Raw genomic sequence first — 21,935 nt, 5'->3', positions numbered from 1 at the left:
CAAAGAAATAGAATCTGTTGATTTGGTAATACCTGATTCTGCCAATTTGTTGATACTGCAAGTCCTTGGGCAGGAGGCCTATTCAAAAATTAAGAAAATCTTCTGGAGCGATTGCCCGTGCGCGATTCGGACAAGTCCCGACCTGCCCCTACAATTTCAGCAGGAGTTTGTCGCGTAAATCCATCAGAAGATACAAGCAAACACAATGCCCCAACCATACAAAAGTATAGCCGGGGCTTTGTGTTTATCTATAATTGAGCTGTTACATTATGCTAAGTTATTCCAGCAATCAGCAACTAACAATCAACAATTAATGTGTCGCTTTATACTGGTCTAGCTTTGCTTTTAGCGCCTCAACATCCGGGTGATGGCCTTTGGCTACCTCTGCAGCGTCGAGTTCTATCAGCATGTTCTGCATTTGCTTTAAATAAGCGGCTTTGTCTTTTTTGAGGCAGCCTTTCTGATGGTCGTGGCAGGTGCCATCGGCATTCATCGGCTTAAACATGCTGCCCTCGCCATAAATCAACCATTGTGAATTCAGGTCTTTAAAGTTCTTTACAATTGCTACCAGGTCGTCTAGCAGGTAGTTTTGCCCGGAGATGATATTGGAAAGGGTGGTTTCGTCGCTGCCGGTCATGGATTTTAACTGTTCCATTTCCAGTTCTTTGAGGTTTGTGTAAAACCTGAATCTTTTACCGATTTGCTGTAAGTCGATGGCCATAAGCGCAGATTTTTTAGGTTAGTTTAGATTGCTATACGTTGGTATAACAGAATCTGTACAAAAAAAATCCCGTAAACGTTAAATGCGTGCCAACAGAAACATTGAGGTGGCGAAAGTTAGCAGCCTTAAGGTGAACCTACTCCGACTCTTCTGAGTGCAGTTGCCGCTCGTAGAGCACCTTGTATAGCCCATCCTCGCTTATTAATTGCTCATGGGTACCATGCTGCACAATCTCCCCGTCTTCTAACACCAGAATTCTATCAGCCAGCTTAACCGACGATACCCTGTGCGAAATAATAATAGAAGTACGGTTGGCCATGATGCGGCGCAGGCTGTTAAGTATGGCATTCTCTGTTTTGGTATCTACCGCCGAAAGCGAATCGTCTAGTATAAGTATACTTGGCTCACGCACCAGCGCACGGGCAATAGATACGCGTTGTTTCTGTCCTCCCGATAAGGTAATGCCGCGTTCGCCCAGCTTGGTTTCAAACTTCTCCGGAAAGCGCATGATGTTCTCATACACATCCGCATCTTTCGTCGACTGCACCATCTGATCCTCGGTTATACTTGGCAGGCCAAACCCGATGTTGTTGCTGATGGTGTCGGAAAACAGGAATACATCCTGCGGCACGTAACCAATCTGGCTGCGCAGGCTTTTCAGGTTGTAGTCGCGCACATCAATGCCATCAATCAGAATACGGCCACCAGTAATGTCGTACATGCGCGGCAGCAGGTTGGCAATGGTGCTTTTACCCGAGCCGGTGTTGCCTATAATGGCCAGTGTTTCGCCGTGGTTAATGCCAAATGACACATTTTTGAGTGCCTGGATGTTAGTGTCCGGGTAAACAAAGTCCACGTTCTCGAAGCGGATGTCGCCCAAAATCTCTTTGCTCACGTTTTCACGGGAAACAATGTCGTTTTTAGTGTTCAGAAACTCATTAATGCGGGCCTGCGATGCTGCTGCGCGCTGCACCAGGCTGGCCGTCCAGCCAAGCGAGGTAACCGGCCAGGTAAGCATGTTCACGTAAATGATAAACTCGGCAATGTTACCTGTGGTTATACTTCCGTTGATCACCTCCTGGCCGCCAATGTATACCGTAATAATGGTGCTTAAGCCAACCAGGAACAATACTAGCGGAAAGAAAAGGGAGTTCACGAAGTTCAGCTCAAGTGATTTGTCTTTGTAGGTGTTGCTGGCCGTGGTAAAGTTCTGGTGCGAATCGTTTTCACGCACAAAAGATTTTAGCACCCTAATTCCTGAGAATGCCTCCTGCACAAATGTGGTAATACCCGAAAGGCTCTTTTGTATCTCGTCGGATTTACGCTCGATAATGTTATTTACATAATAAATGCTGATGGCCAGTATAGGCAGTGGTATCAGTGTATACATCGTCAGTTTCACGTTTACCGATAGCATGTACGGGATCACCATCAGGAAAAGCACCACCAGGTTGATACCATACATAATGGCCGGGCCTACATACATGCGCACACGGCTCACGTCTTCGGAAATGCGCGACATCAGGTCGCCGGTGTTGTTTTTGCGATAGAAGCTAAGCGGCAGGCTTTGGTAATGCTCGTAAATCTCGTTCTTCAGGTCATTCTCTATCAGGCGGCTCATCACGATAATGGTCTGGCGCACAAAAAACAGGAACACGCCCCGCAGCAAGGCCATCAAAAGTATAACTACACCATAAACAAGTATGCTATTCGCGAAAATGTCATATACTGTTTCCTGCTGCGCAAAACCTTCGTATAAGCCGTGCAGATTAATGCCCTCTTTTATCAGGTTAAAGGCGTGGCGCACCACCTGGGCAGGCAAAATCTGGAAAAAGTTGGAAATAATGGTAAACACAATGCCCCACAGGAGCCTGTATTTATATTTAAGCAGATATTTATTTAAGTAACGTAGAGATTTCACAGCAAAAAGTTAAGCACAAGGGCTTTTACGTAGACTTACAAAGTACAAATTGAATAAATCAAAAAAAGAATTAATTTTGCAGCACGAAACGGGAAGGGTAACCCGTCTCATTCACACAAAGATAGAATAACCCTTAATCAATTACATAAATGGTCGAATTAAAAGAAGTAGAACTGAAAGACAAGTCAGTCTTTGGTCAGATTTCAGAATACAATCATGAGAAAGTTGTTTTCTGTCATGACCAGGAAACAGGCTTGAAAGCCATCATCGGCATCCACAATACTGTACTTGGCCCTGCTTTGGGTGGTACGCGTATGTGGTCTTATGCTTCTGAGGCAGAGGCGCTTGACGATGTATTGCGTCTTTCTAGAGGTATGACCTATAAGGCTGCTATCTCTGGCCTAAACCTTGGTGGCGGTAAAGCCGTGATCATTGGCGACGCTAAAAAAGATAAGAGTGAAGCTTTGCTTCGCAGATTCGGCCGTTTCGTAAAAAACCTGAACGGAGCTTATATCACAGCTGAAGACGTAGGCATGACTACAAAAGACATGGAGTATATCCGTATGGAAACGGAGCACGTGTCTGGCCTGCCTGAGTCTATGGGCGGTAGCGGAGACCCTTCTCCGGTAACTGCTTACGGTACTTATATGGGTATGAAAGCTGCTGCTAAAAAAGCATTCGGTTCTGACTCACTGGAAGGCAAGAAGATATCTGTACAGGGTGTTGGCCACGTAGGTGGTTACCTGGTAGAGCTTTTAGCTAAAGAAAACGCCCAGATCTTTATCACAGACATCTACGAAGACCGTCTGCAGGAAGTATCTAACAAGTACGGCGCCAAGGTAGTAAGCATGGATGAGATTTATGATCTTGATGTGGATATCTACTCTCCGTGTGCGCTTGGTGGCACCATCAACGATAATACATTAGACAGACTGAAGTGCCAGGTAATTGCAGGCTGCGCGAACAACCAGCTACGCAACGAGAAAGTGCACGGGCCTGCTTTAGTTGATAAAGGCATTGTTTACGCGCCAGACTTCCTGATTAATGCTGGAGGCTTGATCAACGTTTACTCTGAGCTTATCGGTTACAACCGCGAGAGCGCTTATGCACAAACTGAGCGTATCTACGGTTATACGTTGGATATCTTTGAACTTGCTGAGAAAGAAGGCATCCATAACCAGGCTGCTGCTATGAAGATGGCTGAAAAGCGTATTCAGAGCATTGGTAAAATACGTTCTACTTTCTAAGTAACGAAAGTATAGGAATGATACTGTTAAAAACAAAAGTGCTGCATTAACCTGTGGCACTTTTGTTTTACACGGATATAGTTTAAAAGGAACTATAAGCAGGCAGCTTTGCATTTTAGCCTATAGTATACCTGAAGTATAAAGTGTGGCAAAAGCAGGGCCACAAAGTATAAAGTATAAGGTGCCGGTAGGTGCCGCCAGTTTGAAATACATCATCAAAATACGCTCTTTAAAATAAGAATATGCTCAACCGCAGAACACTACGAATCAAGGCGATGCAAGCCATTTATGCCTATCAGCAGGCCGAAGGTTCAGATTATCTGCTGGCGCTGGACCAGATAAGCGAGGAATTTGCCCCAGACCTGAACTCAATGGAAGTGCAGGATAAAAAACTGTTAGAAGGCAAAAAGCAGATCGCGCAGCTCCTGTTCAAGGAATGGTACGAAACACGCCAGTTCGAAACCGAAGAGTCGGACCAGGAGATAACAAGTGCGGTAAACAGAGCCATTGCTTACTACAACAACCTCAAGAACAAAGACTACAAGTACTATGGCAATCAGATGCTGAGTGCAGTAGAGCGTATTTACGACCATTACATCGGCACGCTTCAGATACTGGAGATCATCAACAGCCTGATAGAAGAGGAAGAAGAGAAGAAGGCAAACCGCTTTACGGCAGCCACAGGTCCTGATACAAAACGTTTCCTGAATAACCGCGTGGTGCAGCGCCTGTTGCAAAACGAGTCGTACAGACAGGCTATTATCCGTCGCAACATTAGCTGGGGCTCCGACATCAGCGAAATACGCTCGGTTTATAAGAACGTGTTAAAGCAGGATGAAGCCTTTTTAGCGTACCTTGAACTGCCTGCTCCTACTCTGGAAGAGGACGGAGACATAGTGAAACATATTTTCAAAAACATTATCTTTAAAGAAAAAAACTTACAATCTTTGTTTGAAGAGCAGGATCTAAACTGGGTAGAAAACAAAGCCATTGTAAAGAGCCTGGTAAACAAGACGGTTAAGATCTTTAGCGAGGAAAGCGAAGAAGAACTGGGCCTGTTAGATTTGTCTGCCAACTGGGAAGACGATAAAGCCTTTTTTGAGGAACTATACTTCCAGACGATACAGGAGGATGAGAAGTATGAGGAGATGATTGCGGCCAGCGTTAAAAACTGGGATGTGGAACGCGTGGCTCTGCTCGATAAGATCATACTTAAGATGGCGCTTTGCGAAATGCACATCTTCCGAAGCATTCCTGTAAAGGTTACCATCAACGAGTACATCGAGATTTCGAAGCTTTACAGTACTCCAAAAAGCAAGCAGTTTGTAAACGGCGTATTGGATAAAATGGCGCAGGAGCTTGCTACCAAAGGCGAAATCCGCAAATCAGGCCGCGGCTTGATCGATAATAAGTAAATCGAAGGATTTGAGGTGGCTGGCAAATTAAAAACCCCGTAAAAGGAGAAAATTTGTACCTGTTTATATAACAATATAAGAACTATGAGTAAGAAGACAAGCAACTTACTGGCCTTTGTGTCTGGCGCTGCCGTTGGAGCCGCTGCCGGCATCCTGTTTGCACCCGAAAAAGGTAGAGAAACACGTAGCTGGTTAAGCTATCGTTTAGAGAGATACCGTGATACCCTGTCTGATTTACTGGATCAGCTTATCGCAAAAGAAGATAGCCTGCCATCTACCGCAAAGTCGGAAGGGCAGCGTGTGATACAAGACGCGAAGAACAAAGCCGAGAAACTGCTCGGCGATGTAGATTCATTAATAAACGAAATCAATAGCAGGAAAGAACTATAAGCATGAGACAAGTAACCCTTATTCCTGGAGACGGGATAGGACCTGAAATAACAGAAGCAGTAAAAGCTATTTTTGAAGCTGCCAACGTTCCCGTACAATGGGAAGAAGAAAACGCCGGGCAGACTACTTTTGATTCTATGGGTGAGCTGATACCAGCTACACTGATAGATTCTCTTAACAAGAACCGTGTTGCTTTAAAAGGCCCTATCACCACACCAGTGGGCAAAGGCTTTAAAAGTATAAATGTGCAGCTGCGCCAGATGTTTGACCTATACTCAAACGTAAGGCCGGCCAAAACAACTAAAGGTATCCAGACCCGCTTTGACAATGTAAACTCTGTGCTGTTCCGCGAGAACACCGAAGGTTTGTACTCTGGCCTGGAGATGTTTGATGAGCGCCTGCAGATATCAGATTCTGTGGCCCGTTTAACGCGTGTTGGTTGCCGCAAAATCATCCGTGCAGCCTTTGAGTACGCCAACAAGCACCAGTGCAAAAAAGTAACTGCCGTGCATAAGGCTAACATTCTGAAAAGCGCCGGAGCACTGTTCCTGGACGAGTTTAATACTATTGCAAAGGACTACCCGCACATTCAGGCTGATGACAAGATCATTGACAACATGTGTATGCAGCTGGTAGCTAAGCCAGAGCAGTTTGATGTGATTGTAACAACTAACCTGTTTGGCGATATCCTGTCTGACCTTTGTGCCGGCCTTGTAGGTGGCCTGGGTGTAGTGGCAGGTGCTAACATCGGCGACGAGATGGCTATTTTTGAGGCAGTGCACGGCTCTGCTCCGGACATTGCCGGCAAAGGAATTGCAAACCCTACTGCCTTATTGCGCTCTGCTATCATGATGCTGCATCACCTGGACCTGAAAGAGGAGGGAAATCGTATAGAGGCTGCCCTGGAAGCAACACTTGCAAACCCTGCAGAGTGCACAGGAGACCTTGGCGGTAAGGCCAGCACAATGGAGTTTGCGCAAAACATCATTTCAAAGCTTTAACCCAAAACCCATTTAATATGAAAAAGAATTTGATTTTAGCAGCAAGCTTTGCTGTGGCTATATTTGCCACAAGCTGCGACAATAACGCCGGAAGCGATAACGTTACCGAAACAGAGGCAACAGCAACGGAGGCTACCACAACTGCACCAGTTGTAGAGAACCCTAACGTAGCAGGCGCGGAGGGTGCAGAGGCATCTGAAAACGCAGCTGCTATCACTTTCGCTGAAACTTCTTACGATTTCGGTACTGTGAAGCAGGGCGAAGTAATAGAGCATACTTTTAAGTTTACAAACACAGGTAAGTCTCCCCTTATAATCGAAAGTGCGACTGCAACATGCGGCTGTACTGTACCTAAGTCTCCGGATAAGCCAATTGCTCCGGGAGAGACAGGCGAGATTCAGGTAAACTTTAACAGCACAGGCAAAGTAGGTATGCAGTCGCCGGTGATTACGGTGCGTGCGAACACAGTGCCTAACATTACGCAAGTAACTTTAAAAGGAACAGTAGAGGCCAACAACATACCTACTGCGGGTGCCGATGGTCCTGTAAAAAGAAACTAAGCCCTTAGCTTAAAAGAGAGAATACATAAACATGCAAACTATATTCCTACAAGCCGGATCTCCAGATGGAGGCATGCTGCCACAACTGCTGATGTTCGGCGCGATCATCCTTGTTTTCTATTTCTTCATGATCAGGCCACAGCAAAAGAAAATGCGTGACCAGAAAAAATTTCGTGAAGAACTGACTAAAGGCATGACGGTTATCACCATTGGTGGCCTGCATGGCAAATTAGTTGGCCTGGAAGACGACATAGTGGTAGTTGAGGTTGATAAAGGCGTTAGGCTTACATTCGACAAAACTGCAATTTCGATGGAGGCTACTGCCAAAGCTCAAAAAGTTTAGAAGCGTTGCCGTTTGAGAAAGTCCAAAATATAGTTCTATGGTTTGCGAAGCCATTTAGGCCACAAACAAAGCAATACTGGAGAGTAGTGTTGCTTTGTTTTGTGGCGGCTTCTACCTTTTGGCTGCTTAACGCACTTAACAAAAGCTATTCTACCCAAACAACTTACCCCATAAAGTTTGTTTACAACGAACGTGATCTCGTTCCTATAAAAGCCCTGCCCGAAGAAGTAACCATCAATGTTACAGGCAAAGGCTGGAAGCTGTTGCGCAAATCGCTGCGCGTGGAAATACAACCTGCTGAGATTTATATCCGAAATCTTCCCCGTAACAATTATTTGCTTGGCTCGGCCCTGCGCCCTGCCCTCGTTAATGCCCTTGACGGGTTAGAGCTAAACTTTGTGGTAACCGATACTTTATACTTTAACTTTAATGCTAGAGTATCGCGTACAGTTGCCCTCAAACTAGACCCCTCACAAAAGATAACCGGCGACCGTTATGCTGTGGTTGGGCCGGTTGTTTTAAATCCTGATTCTGTTACATTTACCGGGCCGGCCTCTATGGTAGGGAGCTTACCTAACCCTTTGCTGGTGCGCTTGCCAGAAGGCCAACAGTTAACAGAGGCCACTAAAGTGAAAGTGCCTGTTACTTATAATAACAAGGCGCTGATAAAAGCAAGTGCAAACACTGCAGAGGTAACAATAAACGTAAGAGGCTTAGTGCAGGAAGAACGCCAGATCATACCAGAGATTGTTAATGCACCGGCAGGCAGGGAGATTGCCCTGCGCCCACCTTACGTACTGGTGCGCTACCAACTGTTGGAAGATTCTGCCGTCTATCTTAACAGGGATAATTTTAAAGCCATATTGGATTACAGGCGTTACTCGCGCCGCGACTCTACGCTTATACCTGAGCTGGTGCAAAAACCAATGGGTGTGCGCAACGTAACGCTGTGGCCTGAGCGTGTAAAAGTCTCTCTACAATAACATAAGCATGTTAAAAGTAGGCGTAACTGGCGGCATTGGTGTAGGTAAAACAGTTGTGGCTCGCATGTTTAAAGTGCTAGGCATACCCGTTTATGATTCGGATAGTCGTGCTAAGTGGGTAATGCATAACAATGAAGCGCTGAAAACCGAGTTAATCACTGCCTATGGGGCACAGGTTTTTACCGAACAAGGCCAACTTGACCGTGGCTACCTGGCTTCTGTTGTATTCAATAGCCCTGAGCAACTAAAACGATTAAATAGCCTTGTACACCCGCATGTACGCAACGATTTTGCCAACTGGATAAACTTGCATGCCGATAAGCCATACATTGTAAAAGAGGCTGCCCTCATGTACGAGTCTGAGGCTTGGAAGCAGGTTGATAAAATGATTGCTGTGTATGCTCCTTTGGAGGTAAGGATTAAGCGACTGCTGATGCGTGACACCCACCGTACAGAAGCAGACCTGAAAGCCATTATAGACAGGCAGCTTACAGAAGAAGAGAAAATGGCCCGGGCAGATTTCGTTATCAAAAACGATGACCAGCAAATGGTTATACCGCAGGTGCTGGCGCTGCATGAGCGGTTCCTTGGTCTGGCTCACACATATTAATTCCACAACCCTTTAAAGAACCAATATCCTGCTAATCTAAAATTAGCAAGGTATACTTTTGGTTGTGCCCTGGCGTTTGTAAAGTATAAGTTGCTGGTTTAAATAGCAATTGCAACATTGCAAAAGCAGGAACAGAAAAGTATGGACATAAAAAAAGGACAACTTTTAAGTTGTCCTTTTGTGGGGCGTACTGGATTCGAACCAGTGACCCCCTGCTTGTAAGGCAGGTGCTCTGAACCAGCTGAGCTAACACCCCGTTTTTTCTTTTCGAGACCTTTTGTCCCTGTTTGATGATGCAAATATGGGGGTTATTTTTGATACTGCAAAACATTTGAAAAAAAATTGTTAAAATTTTTTTTCAGCCCTTACTGTCTATTGTACGCATATTATAAGTGGCGTACCTTTAAGTTTTGTAAGGCGCTAAAAATCTGAGCTTTTAACTGGTGAAGAAACAAGTTGTTAAAAAAATGCTATTTTATACTTCTGCAGCAATCATGGCAGCGGCGGGTATTGCATTTGGGTTACTATATACTTACCAAGATAAAATTATCGGGTTATTTGTGTCAGAGGCCAATAAATATATCAACACAAAAGTAGAGGTAGGTCAAATCTCACTGTCACTGTTCGAGAAGTTTCCGGAAGTAGCCGTATCGCTGGATAACGTTAACGTGCACGAAGGTGTAGAAGGTAGCCAGGAATCGCTGGCGCGGGCAGAGAAACTATACTTTACCTTTAGTATCTGGGATGTGCTGCACGGGAAGTATAGCATACAGCAGTTGTACATGGAGCAGGGCGCTATCTATGTAAAAGTATTGCCTGATGGCAGTGTAAATTACATGGTCATCAAAACAGACTCTACCACCGAAGGAGACAAAGATTTTGCCTTTAACCTTAAGCAGATAAACCTGCAGGATGTGGAGGTGCACTACATTGACCAGCAACTAAAGCAAACCTACGAGTTAAGCGCCCACAAACTTGTGGCTGCCATGGGAATAACCAATGAAACAATAGCAGTAGAAACTAACGGTAGGGCTACAATCCATACTATAAAAGTAGGCACCGGCGAATACTTTAAAGGCAAGACAGTCGATTTGGTTTCTGCCTTAGTTATTGATCGCCTTACTAAAACAATCAAGCTGCAACCTTCTACTGTAAAGATCGGAAGTGCGGCCTACGCAGTAAGTGGTGATATCAACTATACAGGACCTACAAATCTGGATCTTAAGCTGGATGGGAAGAATACAGATGTGCAGTCGCTACTGTCGTTGTTGCCGCAAAGTATAAGCCAGGAACTGAACCAGTACAGAAGCGAAGGTGAAGTGTATTTTAACGGCACTGTAAAAGGTAACGTTTCTGCTAAGGAGAACCCAACGATGGCGTTTAATTTTGGGGCCAGAAATGCCTCATTTTACCATCCTGATGCTAAACAACGCATAGATAAGATAAATCTGACAGGTAGTTTTACAAACGGAAATAAACAGAACGCTACCACCTCGGTGCTCGAGCTAAAAGATTTGAGCGGTGTTTTAAATGGGCACCGCTTCAACGGCAATTTCAGGTACAGCAACTTTAACAATCCGTCTGTAGCATTTGATATTAAGGGCAAACTGGATGTCGGCTACGTGCTGGGGCTGGCGAAGCTGGAACAGGTGCGAAGCGGCAGTGGCTTAGCCGATGTTCGCATCGCTTTTAACGGTAACCTGAACGAGTTTAAGGCGCGCCCGGGTAACAGCACCCTGAACACTTCCGGAGATATTACACTGCGTAATGTATCATTGGTTTTGCAGGAGTTGCCACTTCCGCTGAAAGGACTGAGCGGAAACTTTATATTTAAGCGGAACGATGTGGCTGTTTCTGACTTTAAAGGCAGATTAGGCGATTCTGATTTCGTGATTAACGGGATGTTTAAGAATGTGATGGCCTGGCTATTGCTCGATAGGCAACGCTTACTGGTAGAGGCCGATTTCAATAGCAACTACATCAACTGCGATCAGCTCCTGAGCGAACAGCTAAATACACCACAAGCTTCTAGAAAAGGAGATAAAGGCGACTATAAATTTATACTTTCTCCGAACATCGCCTTTGATCTAAGCGCATCTATTAACAGGGTGAAGTTTCGCAGGTTTAATGGCAAGAACATACAAGGTGAGGTAAAGCTGCGTAATCAAGTCGTATCATCGCCTAACATTTCTTTTAATTCAATAGGCGGCAAGTTTGCCGTGCGCGGCAGCCTGGATGCCCGTAACAAAGAACATATAAAGGTTAGCACAGCCACTAAGCTTAAGAACATGAGTGTGGATAGCCTTTTTTATGTGTTTGAGAACTTCCAGCAGAACTTTATCATGGACAGCCACTTGCGGGGGCAGCTTACAGCCGATATTGTTTCTGATTTATACTTTGATAGCCAATTAAACGCTAAAACAGACTTGTTGCAGGCCGAGATTGTAGCGACTGTTCGTAATGGGCAGCTCATAAACTTTGCGCCGATGCAAAAGATGTCTGCCTTCGTAAAACGCGCTGAGCTGGCTAACATGCGATTTGCAGAGCTTCATAACAGCTTTTGGATACAGCAGCGCACCATTTATATTCCGGAGATGGATATCCGCTCCAGCCTCTCAGCGGTGCCGACAGTTTCGATATCCGGGCAGCATACGTTTGACCAGCACATGGATTACAGGATAAAACTGCCCCTGTTCAGTAACCAGCGCCCCGACAAGGATGCCGCTTTTGGTGTTGTGGCCTCAGACCCCGGGGCAGGCAACAGCAGCCTTTTTCTGACCTTAAAGGGCCGCGAGAGCGACTTTAAAATAGCTTATGATGATGAGCGCGTTCGGCAAAAGATCAAAACGGACCTAAAGCAGGAAGGGCAAGAGCTGAAAGATTTGCTGCGCGGCAAAAAACCAAAGGACAAAGAAAAGAAAGTTGAGCTGCAGGAAGGGGAATACTTCGACTTTAATTAAACAAAGTATAGCTACGCCTGTTGTTATAAATCAACAGCATTAAATCTCTGCCTAATTATCCGGCGTCATTTTTGCTAATATACCAAAAGTTATATTTTTCGTTAACATGTTTTTAAAGTGCGTTCACTAGTAAAACATGGTGCTAAAGCGGAAAAGTTATAAAAACATAGTAACTATAGCTGTGCTGGCCCGTTAAACAAACCAAAACTACAAAAAATTAATAAGCGGTTTTTGGGATTTAAGGTTAATGATAATTAAAAGATTACAATTAGTGCTTTAACGGAAAAGGAAGCGACTACTTGTAACTAAAGAAATAAGGGTGAAAAAAAAGCAGGAGCTTCTCCTGCTTTTTTGTTTATAGCTATTTCAGATCAGAATCGGATCCAATGTAGGGCATATCAGGCTGAGAAGGTACTCTAGGCCCGGTTTCTGCTGCCTGACGTTGTAAGTATAGCGTTTGAGTTGGATAGGCGAATTCAGCGCCATGTTTCTCCACTATCTCCACAATCTTATAGGCCACCTCTTCTTTGATCGTTACATACTCTGTCCAGTCCATCGACTCAACAAAGTATAGCACCAATATATTTTTAGAGCTATCGGCAAGTGCCTGAAAGCGGACCACACCGTCTTGGTTGGTGTTAGGGTGCTTGTCTATGTACTGCTGTAACTCCGTTGTAATAGCGCGCAACTGTTCAGATGTAGTGTCGTAGGTTAGGGTAACATCAAAATTTACCCTCCTAAAAGTGCGCAGCGTAAGGTTGTTCAGCGGCTTATCGATCATAAACTTGTTGGGCACCGTAACAAAGGTTTTTTCCAGCGTACGGATACGTGTGCTCCTGAAACCAATTTTTTCAATAGTGCCTGTAATGCCGCCAACCTCTACCAGATCGCCGACAACAAAAGGGTGGTCTAAGAATATAGTAAAAGATGCCAGCAGGTTTTCGAGACTTTCTTTAGCGGCAAATGCCAAAGCCAGACCACCTACACCTAAACCAGCCACCAAGCCAGCCACGTTTACCTCGAACACGGATCCCAGCATAACCAGAAACGCAAAGATAACCACCATCACTTTGGCGAAATCCTTGAAGAAAGGCACTAGTTGGTCATCCAGCTTAGAGGCCGTTTTCTCAGAGCGATACTTAAAGATAAGGCCAACGAAGTCTACAAAGCGCATTACCACCCACGCCAATGCCACGATCACAAATACCTGGTAGGTCCGGAATAGGAATGTTTTCAGGAATGGATCGCTTTTACGCAGCTGGCTAGACTCCAGTGGGTAGTCCAATACCTGGAACGCAAAGTATAAAAACACTAGGAACAGGAGCACCTCTAAAGGCTGTAGCAGCAGGCGCCTGAACTCAGGCAGGTAGTCTTCGTTGGAGAAGCGCTTTACCAGCCTGTACATAATGCCCGATAGCAACCGGGAGAGCACAGTCTTAAAAATAAAGCCAAACAGCAGGATGCCTAGCGCCAGCAGGTACTCCGATACAGTATTGCCCAGGAATTCGTATTGTAAGATCTCTTTCCAGTTTGTCATAATTTATACTTTACAGCAATTGGCTCAGTGCAATTTCGAAGCTGGTTTTGGCGATTTCAGTTTTTTGGCTGTGCTTGGCGTGGGTTTTCTCAAGCGCCGTGCGAATAGTGTTGGATATATCTGTGAAGATCGCCTCGTCGGTGATTTCAACTTCGCTCTCCATTAAGTAAGCAAATACGCGTGCCATGCCGCAGTTAGCAATAAAATCCGGGATAACGGACAGGTTGCGGTCTGCAAACTCGCCGGTAGGGCCAAAGAAGATCTCCGGATCCTGAAAAGGTACGTTAGCGCCGCTGGAAATAACCTCCATACCACTGGCAATCATTTGCTCTACCTGATCGCGCGATACAAGCCTTGATGCTGCTGCAGGTATAAATATCTCGGCAGGAACAGACCAGATGCGGCTGTTTACCTCCTCAAAGGACAAAAGGCCTTCGGGGTTAAGGGCATTGCCCTGGCGGCTAAGGAAAAGGTCTGTTATCTCGTTAAAGGAGAAGCCATTCTCGTTTATCAGGCCGCCGGCTCTGTCTATGATTCCAACTACTCTGGCACCTTTGGATGCAAGGTAATAAGCTGCTGCTGCGCCTACGTTTCCCCATCCCTGTATGATGGCGCGCTTGCCTTCAAACTGGCCACCCCAAATGTCATAGTAATGGCGCACAGCCTCTGCTACGCCAAAGCCAGTGATCATGTCTGCTACTGTGTACTTTCGGGCAGTGGATGGAGAGTAATGCGGGTCTTCTATCACCTTTACAACACCCTGGCGCAATTGCCCTATCTTGTTTATCTTTTGGGGCTCAGTAGCGTTAAAATGGCCGTTAACAATGCCTTCTTGCGGGTGCCACAGGCCATAGTCTTCCGTAATGGGAATTACCTCGTGAATCTCGTCCACGTTCAGGTCTCCGCCTGTGCCGTAGTAGTTCTTAAGCAACGGAATAACGGCTTTATACCAGCGCTCTAGTACGCCGCGCTTGCGTGGGTCGGCAGGGTCAAAGTTAATGCCTGACTTTGCGCCGCCAATGGCAGGGCCTGATACTGTAAATTTTACCTCCATGGTTTTAGCAAGCGACTCTACTTCACGCTTATCAAGGCCTTTTCGCATGCGTGTGCCGCCGCCAGCAGCGCCACCGCGCAGCGAGCTGATCACTACCCAACCTTCAGCCTCCGTTTCAGCATCTTTCCACTCAAACACAATTTCTGGTCTTTTATTTTCAAATTTTTCCAGGAGTTCTTTCATTACCTATAAGGGTTGATTTTACAGTTTGGCAAAGGTACAAAAATAGCGTAGAGGATGCACGCAAAGGGAACTTGCAATAGTTAAATGGAAGAAAGTCAGGCATGGCTACTTTGGATGTGGCCGCAGCTGTTATGTAGATAGGCTGGTATTAACAAAGTATAAACTTAACTGTTATATTATAAAAATTGTATTTAAGCGGTAACAAAATTGTTGGGATTGCGTGTTGTTTAGCTACCAGCCTTTTCAGCTTGTTGATAAATCTAAAATCAAAACATGCTGAAGTACAATAAGTAGTGAGATGTTGGAGTTGTAGTATCCCGGAGAGAGTCAACAAAAGTATATGAATATGTTAATGTATTAGTATTTAGTATATCATATATCCAATTTTTTATTTTTTACGTAAATATAGAATGTGCAATGTTTGTGGCTTTTGTAGAGTTGCAGACTTTACTCGCAACATGATAAGTGTACGTGCACAAAATTATAAAATTGCGCTGATGCTACTCAGCAAAATACTTTAAACGCCGTATATATCTTATTATGAATAAGATCGAAAATGTATGTAGAAACTGTTAGGTATAATATTTAATTATGAAAAGTTTGTTATCAAGAGTCGAATCAAAAAAAATAGATAAGGCAGCTGCTATGCTAAAGGTGTTGGCGCACCCTAAAAGGCTGGCTATAGTCGATTTGTTGGGAAAAGAAGACAAAATGACTGTAACAGAGATATATAAGCACCTGGATTTACCACAGGCTATTGCTTCTCAGCACCTTATCACACTGAAGGACAAGGGAGTTTTGTCCTCATTTAAAGTAGGAACCAAGATTTACTACTCACTTGCCATCCCTAAGCTAATTGATGTTATAGATTGTCTCGAAGAATGTTGTATAGACATTTAATAAATGAGCCACTGAGGGTGGCATGTAGCGCAATTTATAATTGTAGAAAAGCCTAAGGTCTTTGTAAATTCTTCTAAACAGAAGCTTACGGGGACCTTAGGCTTTTTTATTCACTAAGAAAAGTATACTGTTTACTTAATTTTAGTGCTTTACCTCTTCAGACTGCTTTTCAAGATCAAACAGGTCATTCAGTACATCAATCAGTGTTTCGGCTTCGCCTCTCTTGCAGGCTGCTTTTAGCTGTAACACAGGAAGCTTTATGATCTTCTGCATGATTGATTTTGTGATATTGTCCAGACGCTTGGTTTCCTCAGGGCCCATCTTCTTCAGATAACGCGCCATTTCTTCCTGGCGGATTGTTTCCAGAGCATTCTTTAAGCGATTGATGGTAGGAGACACAATCATCTCTTTAGACCAATCGTTGAACTGCTCAATAGACTCTGTGATGATCTGCTTTACCTTCGGGACAGAATTGATGCGACGCTGAAGTGCTTCTGAAGCTTTGTTTTGGATGGTATCGATATTATACACCAGTACACCCGGTATACTTTCCAGATCGGCTTCTACGCTGCGTGGCACGGCAAGGTCGATAAAGAACTTGTAAGTTAGTATATCCAGTCGCTTAACCACTTCTTTTGTAAAGAAAGGTGTTTCGCGGGCAACCGACGAGATAATAACATCAGCCTCTTTCAGGCCCTGCACCATATTCTCAAACGGAAGTACTTCTAAGTCACACTCTGCTGCCAGCGCCTCGGCTTTAGCCTGGGTACGGTTCGTGATCTTAATATTTTTGAAACCCGTATCTTTCAAGTTTCGGCATACATCTGCGCCAATCTCTCCCAGGCCCACCACAAGTATACTTGGCTCTGTAATGTCAGTAGTTAATTCCTCGATCAACTCAATGGCTGCATAAGATGTAGAGGCGGCGCCATCGCGGAAAGAGGTTTCCTGCACAACACGCTTGTTAGTAAAGAAGATGGTGTGCATCAGGCGGTGCAGAAACGGGCCGGCCGTATCATTGTCAGCAGACCACTGGTAAGCCACTTTTACCTGATTTGAAATCTGCATATCGCCTACTACCTGCGACTCAAGCCCCATCGAAACATCAAACAGATGCTGAACCGCATCGTTATGCTCATTTAGTACAGTAAAATAATCAAGATATTTGGAGATATTATCAATGCCTTTGGTAATGCCAAGCAGCTTTACAATCTGTGTGCTATAGTCGGTATCGGCATTGTAATATACTTCGGTGCGGTTACAGGTAGAAAGAACCAGCACGTCAGAAGCCTGAATAAAGCTTTTTAGCGTCTGGAGAAATTGCCTGCAGGAGGTCTCATCTAAGGCGATCAGTTCCCTGATATCCAGCGGTGCTTTCTTATAAGACAGGCTGATCGCTTTAAAATTCTGAAGCATAATAACGTGTGTTCTACTAAAGTGCAAATTTACGTTTCAAATTTTTAAAATGAAACTTACTTGCCCTTAATGTTTAATTTATACTAATTTCAAATAAATTTCGTGTACACTGCATGATTCCCATTTACTCTCAGAAGAACAGGATTAAGCTTATTGTTGTTATCATAGCCCTTATTATTGGTGCTGCCACTATTACGTATACAAACGTGCTGGTGAGCAAACTATCTGAAAGAGAGCAGGAGCTGGTGCAGCTTTATGCCAAAGGCCTCCGGTACATGATCAATGCCCCCAGCGATGACAACATCGTTTTTATCGAGGAAGAGATCCTGTCAGCAAACACAACTGTGCCTGTTATCTTAACAGATGAATACGAGAACATTCTCGATTCTAAGAACATAGATTTACCCAAAAACATTTCAGAGGAACGAAAAGCGGAGTTGCTGCAGCGCGAAATAGAAAAAATGCGCGAACAACATCCTCCAATTGTGGTGCCGTGGGCCGAGGGGTCCGAAAACTATGTGTTTTACAAAGACTCTGCGTTACTCTCGCAGCTGCGTTACTACCCTTATGTGCAGCTGATCGTAATAGCCTGTTTTGCGCTGATGGCATACTTTGCATTTAGTTACTCGCGCCGCGCAGAGCAGAACAGGGTATGGGTTGGCCTGGCAAAAGAAACGGCTCACCAGTTGGGTACGCCACTCTCATCGCTGATGGCCTGGTATGAGTACATAAAAGCCAGCCCAAAATTTGAGAACGAGCCTATTGTTGAGGAATTAGGCAAAGACGTACGGCGACTGGAGATCATTACAGAGCGTTTCTCTAATGTCGGTTCGGTGCCGCTGCTTCGCGATGAGAATATACTTCAGGTAACGCAGAATGCCATCAGTTACCTGCAAAACCGTATTTCCCGAAAAGTGGTGTTTACTATAAACTCGGGTTTCTCTCCGGATATAACCGCAAAAGTAAATGTGTCACTGTTTGATTGGGTAATAGAAAATATCTGCAAAAATGCTGTGGATGCCATGGAAGGCCGCGGAAGTATAACCATAAATATGGTGCTGCTGGGTAAAAGTAGTATAGCCGTAGATATAACCGACACCGGCAAAGGCATACCAAAAAGCAAGATGGCATCAGTTTTTCTGCCGGGCTACACTACCAAAAGGCGCGGTTGGGGCCTAGGGCTGGCGCTGGCAAAACGCATTATAGATAATTATCACCAAGGCAAGCTGTTTGTAAAATGGTCGGAGGTTGGCAAAGGCACTACTTTCCGGATTGTGCTGAACAGGTAATGGTTGAATTACTAAATTGTAAATCAGGATTGGCAAGTTGATAAAAAAATTTACAGGATTATTAAAGCAGGCGAATTCTATAAATCACAATTCATCTGTACTTAGACAGAAATCATCATAAATCATTAAGATTTCCTTAATCACCGGTCTGTGGAAGTTATAAAGTATACTTCGGAGTATAAAAAAGTATGGGATGCATTTGTGGCAGGCTCCAAGAATGCTACGTTCCTGTGCTTTCGCGATTACATGGAGTATCATGCAGATAGATTTGTTGACCACTCACTGCTATTTTACCGCAAAGGCAAACTGGTTGCGCTGCTACCGGCCAATGAGAAAGGCACTGATATTAACTCGCATGGCGGCCTGACATACGGAGGCCTACTGACGGATACAAGTATGAAATCGAAGACAATGCTACAAGTGTTTGAAGCGATGATTTTATACTTCCAGCAGCAAGGGTTTAAAAGTATAAAGTATAAAACCATACCGCACATTTACCATCAGGTACCAGCCCAGGAAGATCTGTATTCCCTGTTTAAGTATAATGCCATACTTTACAGACGTGATGTTTTATCTGTTATAGAGCAGGCTAACCCTGTAAAGTACAGCAGAACCCGCCGATGGGAGGTGAAGGCAGCCGAAGCATTTGGCTGGAGCCTAAAACCCTCTCACGACTTCAGAGCGTTTATGTGCATGGAGGTGCAACTGCTTAAAGAGAAGTATAACGCCAGCCCTGTGCATACTTTAGAGGAGATAACATTGTTGGCAAAGCTTTTTCCGGATAATATAAAGCTGTTTACTGCCGATAAAGAAGGTGAGATTGGTGCAGGTATCATTATTTATGAGACAGCCACTGTAGCGCATTGCCAATATATCGGCTCTTCAGAGTTTGGCCGTGCAAACGGAGCCCTGGATGCTCTGCTGCATTACCTGATTAACCATGTGTACGGATCTAAAATGTACTTTGACTTAGGCGCCTCTATGGATGAGCGGCATCCTGTTGGCTTTAACACCACACTAATTGCAAACAAGGAAAGCTATGGAGGCCGGGCAGTTATGCATGACTTTTATACCATAGTATTGTAAAGACAAAAGGCCCAACCTAAATGGTGAGCCTTCTGCTTATGTGTTTACATTTTGTACTTACACTTCCAAGTTTGCCTGAGCCGGTTTGTGCTGCACAGTTTCAGTTTCTGCTCCGGTAATGTTTTTCTTTCCTATAAGTCGTATCAGTCCCCAAAGTATAGCAGCGCCAATAATGTATACCAGTAGCCAATGTACTCCCCAGCTAGACAGGTTGGTACATACCAGGTTTGCCACTAATGCTACAGTAATAGCGTAAGGCAGCTGTGTTTTTACGTGATCTATGTGGTTGCAGCCGGAGGCAAGTGAACTAAGTATGGTTGTATCGGAAATCGGAGAGCAGTGGTCGCCGAAAACAGCGCCTGCCAGCACTACTGATATCACATTGTACATAATTGGCATAGTCTCTTCCACGCTAAGCCCCTGCGCCTGGCTTACATACCATGCCGCAGGCATCATAAGCGGGTAAAGTATAGCCATGGTTCCCCAGCTAGACCCCGTAGAGAAAGCAATCACAGCAGCCAGGAAGAAAGTTATCTCAGGCAGAAAGTATGGCGAAATATTGCCGGAGAAAAGTGAGGTAAGGTACTCGGCAGTGTAAAGCTGCTTTGTAACCGCCGCCAGCGACCACGCCAGCACAAGTATAAGTATGGCAGGCAACATAGTTTTAAAACCTACCAATAAAGACTCCATGGTTTCAGAAAGGCTCATGATGCGCTGGCTGATCGTAAGTATAACTGCTGCCAGAACACCGCTAAGCGAGGCCCAGATAAGTGCTGTATAGGAATTAGAGTCACCGATGGTAATAGAAAGCTTTCGCATAAATCCGATGGTGGTGTCTTCCCATACTTCAGGGTTGTAACCTGTATACAATAAACCAGCCAGTGTTCCCAAAATTACAACCAGTACAGGAACAAGCGCATTTATAGAACGGGTGCGTGATGTATCAACTGGCTCGAACTCACTCATTTCCTGCTGTTGTTTTTCCTGGCCTTTGCGATCCAGGCTGGCTGCTGTTAATGCGCCTGTTTCACGTGCCCTTACTTCGGCATGATGCATCCCGCCATAGTCGCGGTTCATCAGGATAAGCATCAGTATAAATACCAAAGTAAGAACCGGGTAGTAGGCATACTCCAGCGAGTGAAAGAAAAGCGAGTAGGCTCCCTCTTGTATTCCAAGCGAAGTGGCAGCATCTTTTATATAACCAAGTTCAGCTCCTATCCAGGTAGTAACAAAAGCTATAGCAGCTACCGGCGCTGCAGTGCTATCAACCAGGTAGGCCAGTTTTTCGCGGGATATGCGGTGCTTGTCTGTAACGGGGCGCATGGTGTTACCCACAATAAGGGTATTGGCGTAATCGTCGAAAAAAATGGCAATGCCCAGAAACCAGGTTACCAGCTGCGAACTTTTAGCCGACTGCGCATACCTCGACAGTACATTTACCACCCCTGCCATTCCGCCGTTTTTAGATATCACAGCTACCATTCCGCCAATCAGCATCGAGAATATAATCACTGATACGTGATCACTATCGGTAAGCGCCTCCATCAGGTATGTGTCGCCAACAGCTAGCAGGCCGGTAAACATTGATTTTAGTGAAAGACCATATACTACAAAGCCGCCAATCCATATACCTGCAAAAAGGGCTAACAGAACCTCTCTAAAAATAAGTGCCAGTACAATGGCAATTAGCGGTGGAAGTATAGACAGCCACATTGGGATTTCCGCCATCCCTTGGGTAGAGTCATCTCCGGTGCGGTAAAGGCGTGCGATGGTGCGAGTGCCCAGATTTGCAGTTACCTGCACCAATTTTGCTTCCTCAGAAAGCGAAAAATTAGCTTCGCCTTCTGTGAAACTTATCTCCTGTAGTTTACCATTAATTCTCAGCGATAAAGGGCCGCTATATTTTATCAGGTTACCGACACTATTGGTTGTATTCAGGGTAAAAGCAGTATCGTTAACTGCTTGCAGCTTCAGTTCTTCAATGGCTTCTTTACCATTTGTGACTTCCTGAGCTTTAAGTTGATAGGAGAACAGGAGTAAAAATGAAAGACTTAAAAGCGCTTTAGTAAACTTCATTTACAAGTGAATTCGGATGTTACAACCCCTTAAGTAACTAAAAATTTTCGACATTCAGAAAAACAGTGTGCTGATAGACTATAGGAGTGAGTGGTGTTAAAAGAATTTAATAGAAGAGCTCTAACTCATTTTGAGTTGTTAAAATGCAAATGTGTATTAGTGGGTTATAATGCAATATTAAAACATTAACCATTTTTAATTATAAAACTTAATATTTAATATGAAAATAATATAGCAAAAAAC

At 44.6% G+C, this 21,935-nt stretch carries 18 protein-coding genes and 1 tRNA gene; 12 read left to right on the top strand and 7 right to left on the bottom strand.

Features of this window, described 5'->3' with window-relative positions; all coding sequences use genetic code 11:
* Positions 1-310 precede the first annotated feature (310 nt).
* On the bottom strand, positions 311-721 hold the full coding sequence (locus tag K0O23_RS03735) for a helix-turn-helix domain-containing protein (RefSeq protein ID WP_219876047.1): 411 nt from the start codon (positions 719-721) through the stop codon (positions 311-313).
* A 136-nt stretch (positions 722-857) separates the two neighbouring features.
* Complete coding sequence (locus tag K0O23_RS03730) at positions 858-2,642, bottom strand: ABC transporter ATP-binding protein (RefSeq protein WP_219876046.1); 1,785 nt, start codon at positions 2,640-2,642, stop codon at positions 858-860.
* Positions 2,643-2,791: 149 nt separating this feature from the next.
* Between K0O23_RS03730 and K0O23_RS03725 the strand changes: the two genes are divergently transcribed.
* The 8 genes from K0O23_RS03725 (at position 2,792) to coaE (ending at position 9,191) form a co-directional block, all read left to right on the top strand.
* Positions 2,792-3,889: a Glu/Leu/Phe/Val family dehydrogenase gene (locus K0O23_RS03725; protein ID WP_219876045.1), complete on the top strand. Its 1,098-nt coding sequence runs from the start codon at positions 2,792-2,794 to the stop codon at positions 3,887-3,889.
* A 242-nt stretch (positions 3,890-4,131) separates the two neighbouring features.
* The gene (gene nusB, locus K0O23_RS03720; RefSeq protein WP_219876044.1) at positions 4,132-5,304 is read left to right on the top strand and encodes a transcription antitermination factor NusB; all 1,173 of its coding nucleotides are present in this window, start codon (positions 4,132-4,134) and stop codon (positions 5,302-5,304) included.
* Between the two features lie 84 nt (positions 5,305-5,388).
* Positions 5,389-5,694, top strand: a complete 306-nt coding sequence (locus K0O23_RS03715) for a YtxH domain-containing protein (protein ID WP_219876043.1) — start codon at positions 5,389-5,391, stop codon at positions 5,692-5,694.
* A gap of 2 nt (positions 5,695-5,696) precedes the next feature.
* Entirely contained in the window at positions 5,697-6,695 is a 999-nt protein-coding gene (locus K0O23_RS03710; protein WP_219876042.1) for an isocitrate/isopropylmalate dehydrogenase family protein, read from the top strand.
* Positions 6,696-6,712: 17 nt separating this feature from the next.
* On the top strand, positions 6,713-7,255 hold the full coding sequence (locus K0O23_RS03705) for a DUF1573 domain-containing protein (RefSeq protein WP_219876041.1): 543 nt from the start codon (positions 6,713-6,715) through the stop codon (positions 7,253-7,255).
* Between the two features lie 31 nt (positions 7,256-7,286).
* On the top strand, positions 7,287-7,598 hold the full coding sequence (yajC, locus tag K0O23_RS03700) for a preprotein translocase subunit YajC (RefSeq protein ID WP_219876040.1): 312 nt from the start codon (positions 7,287-7,289) through the stop codon (positions 7,596-7,598).
* Positions 7,599-7,684: 86 nt separating this feature from the next.
* On the top strand, positions 7,685-8,581 hold the full coding sequence (locus K0O23_RS03695; RefSeq protein ID WP_219876039.1) for a YbbR-like domain-containing protein: 897 nt from the start codon (positions 7,685-7,687) through the stop codon (positions 8,579-8,581).
* Between the two features lie 7 nt (positions 8,582-8,588).
* The gene (gene coaE, locus K0O23_RS03690) at positions 8,589-9,191 is read left to right on the top strand and encodes a dephospho-CoA kinase (protein ID WP_219876038.1); all 603 of its coding nucleotides are present in this window, start codon (positions 8,589-8,591) and stop codon (positions 9,189-9,191) included.
* A gap of 181 nt (positions 9,192-9,372) precedes the next feature.
* Here coaE and K0O23_RS03685 read toward each other — a convergent pair.
* Positions 9,373-9,447 (bottom strand) — tRNA-Val (locus K0O23_RS03685).
* A gap of 187 nt (positions 9,448-9,634) precedes the next feature.
* On the opposite strand from K0O23_RS03685, the gene K0O23_RS03680 reads away from it, so the two are divergent.
* Positions 9,635-12,151, top strand: a complete 2,517-nt coding sequence (locus K0O23_RS03680; RefSeq protein ID WP_317195629.1) for an AsmA-like C-terminal region-containing protein — start codon at positions 9,635-9,637, stop codon at positions 12,149-12,151.
* Between the two features lie 361 nt (positions 12,152-12,512).
* On the opposite strand, the gene K0O23_RS03675 is transcribed toward K0O23_RS03680, so the two are convergent.
* Together K0O23_RS03675 and K0O23_RS03670 are read right to left on the bottom strand one after the other, a co-directional pair.
* Positions 12,513-13,688 (bottom strand): mechanosensitive ion channel family protein, encoded by a 1,176-nt coding sequence (locus tag K0O23_RS03675; RefSeq protein WP_219876037.1) that lies wholly within the window; start codon positions 13,686-13,688, stop codon positions 12,513-12,515.
* Between the two features lie 10 nt (positions 13,689-13,698).
* Complete coding sequence (locus K0O23_RS03670) at positions 13,699-14,925, bottom strand: Glu/Leu/Phe/Val dehydrogenase dimerization domain-containing protein (RefSeq protein ID WP_219876036.1); 1,227 nt, start codon at positions 14,923-14,925, stop codon at positions 13,699-13,701.
* Positions 14,926-15,516: 591 nt separating this feature from the next.
* Between K0O23_RS03670 and K0O23_RS03665 the strand changes: the two genes are divergently transcribed.
* Positions 15,517-15,825, top strand: a complete 309-nt coding sequence (locus K0O23_RS03665) for an ArsR/SmtB family transcription factor (RefSeq protein ID WP_187068257.1) — start codon at positions 15,517-15,519, stop codon at positions 15,823-15,825.
* A gap of 141 nt (positions 15,826-15,966) precedes the next feature.
* Here K0O23_RS03665 and hemA read toward each other — a convergent pair whose 3' ends face one another.
* Positions 15,967-17,241, bottom strand: a complete 1,275-nt coding sequence (gene hemA / locus K0O23_RS03660) for a glutamyl-tRNA reductase (protein WP_219876035.1) — start codon at positions 17,239-17,241, stop codon at positions 15,967-15,969.
* 113 nt (positions 17,242-17,354) lie between these two features.
* Here hemA and K0O23_RS03655 point away from each other — a divergent pair, with 113 nt between their 5' ends.
* Together K0O23_RS03655 and K0O23_RS20275 are read left to right on the top strand one after the other, a co-directional pair.
* Positions 17,355-18,530, top strand: a complete 1,176-nt coding sequence (locus K0O23_RS03655) for a sensor histidine kinase (RefSeq protein ID WP_219876034.1) — start codon at positions 17,355-17,357, stop codon at positions 18,528-18,530.
* A 150-nt stretch (positions 18,531-18,680) separates the two neighbouring features.
* On the top strand, positions 18,681-19,616 hold the full coding sequence (locus tag K0O23_RS20275; RefSeq protein WP_219876033.1) for a GNAT family N-acetyltransferase: 936 nt from the start codon (positions 18,681-18,683) through the stop codon (positions 19,614-19,616).
* Positions 19,617-19,673: 57 nt separating this feature from the next.
* Here the strand turns inward: K0O23_RS20275 and K0O23_RS03645 are convergent, their stop codons facing one another.
* Positions 19,674-21,692, bottom strand: a complete 2,019-nt coding sequence (locus K0O23_RS03645) for a Na+/H+ antiporter NhaC family protein (protein WP_219876032.1) — start codon at positions 21,690-21,692, stop codon at positions 19,674-19,676.
* Between the last annotated feature and the right edge of the window lie 243 nt (positions 21,693-21,935).

Source organism: Pontibacter aydingkolensis (genome assembly GCF_019443125.1).
Classification (GTDB): Bacteria; Bacteroidota; Bacteroidia; order Cytophagales; family Hymenobacteraceae; genus Pontibacter; species Pontibacter aydingkolensis.
Note: the sequence above shows the minus strand (reverse complement) of the source record. Positions and strands in the feature narration are given on the sequence as shown.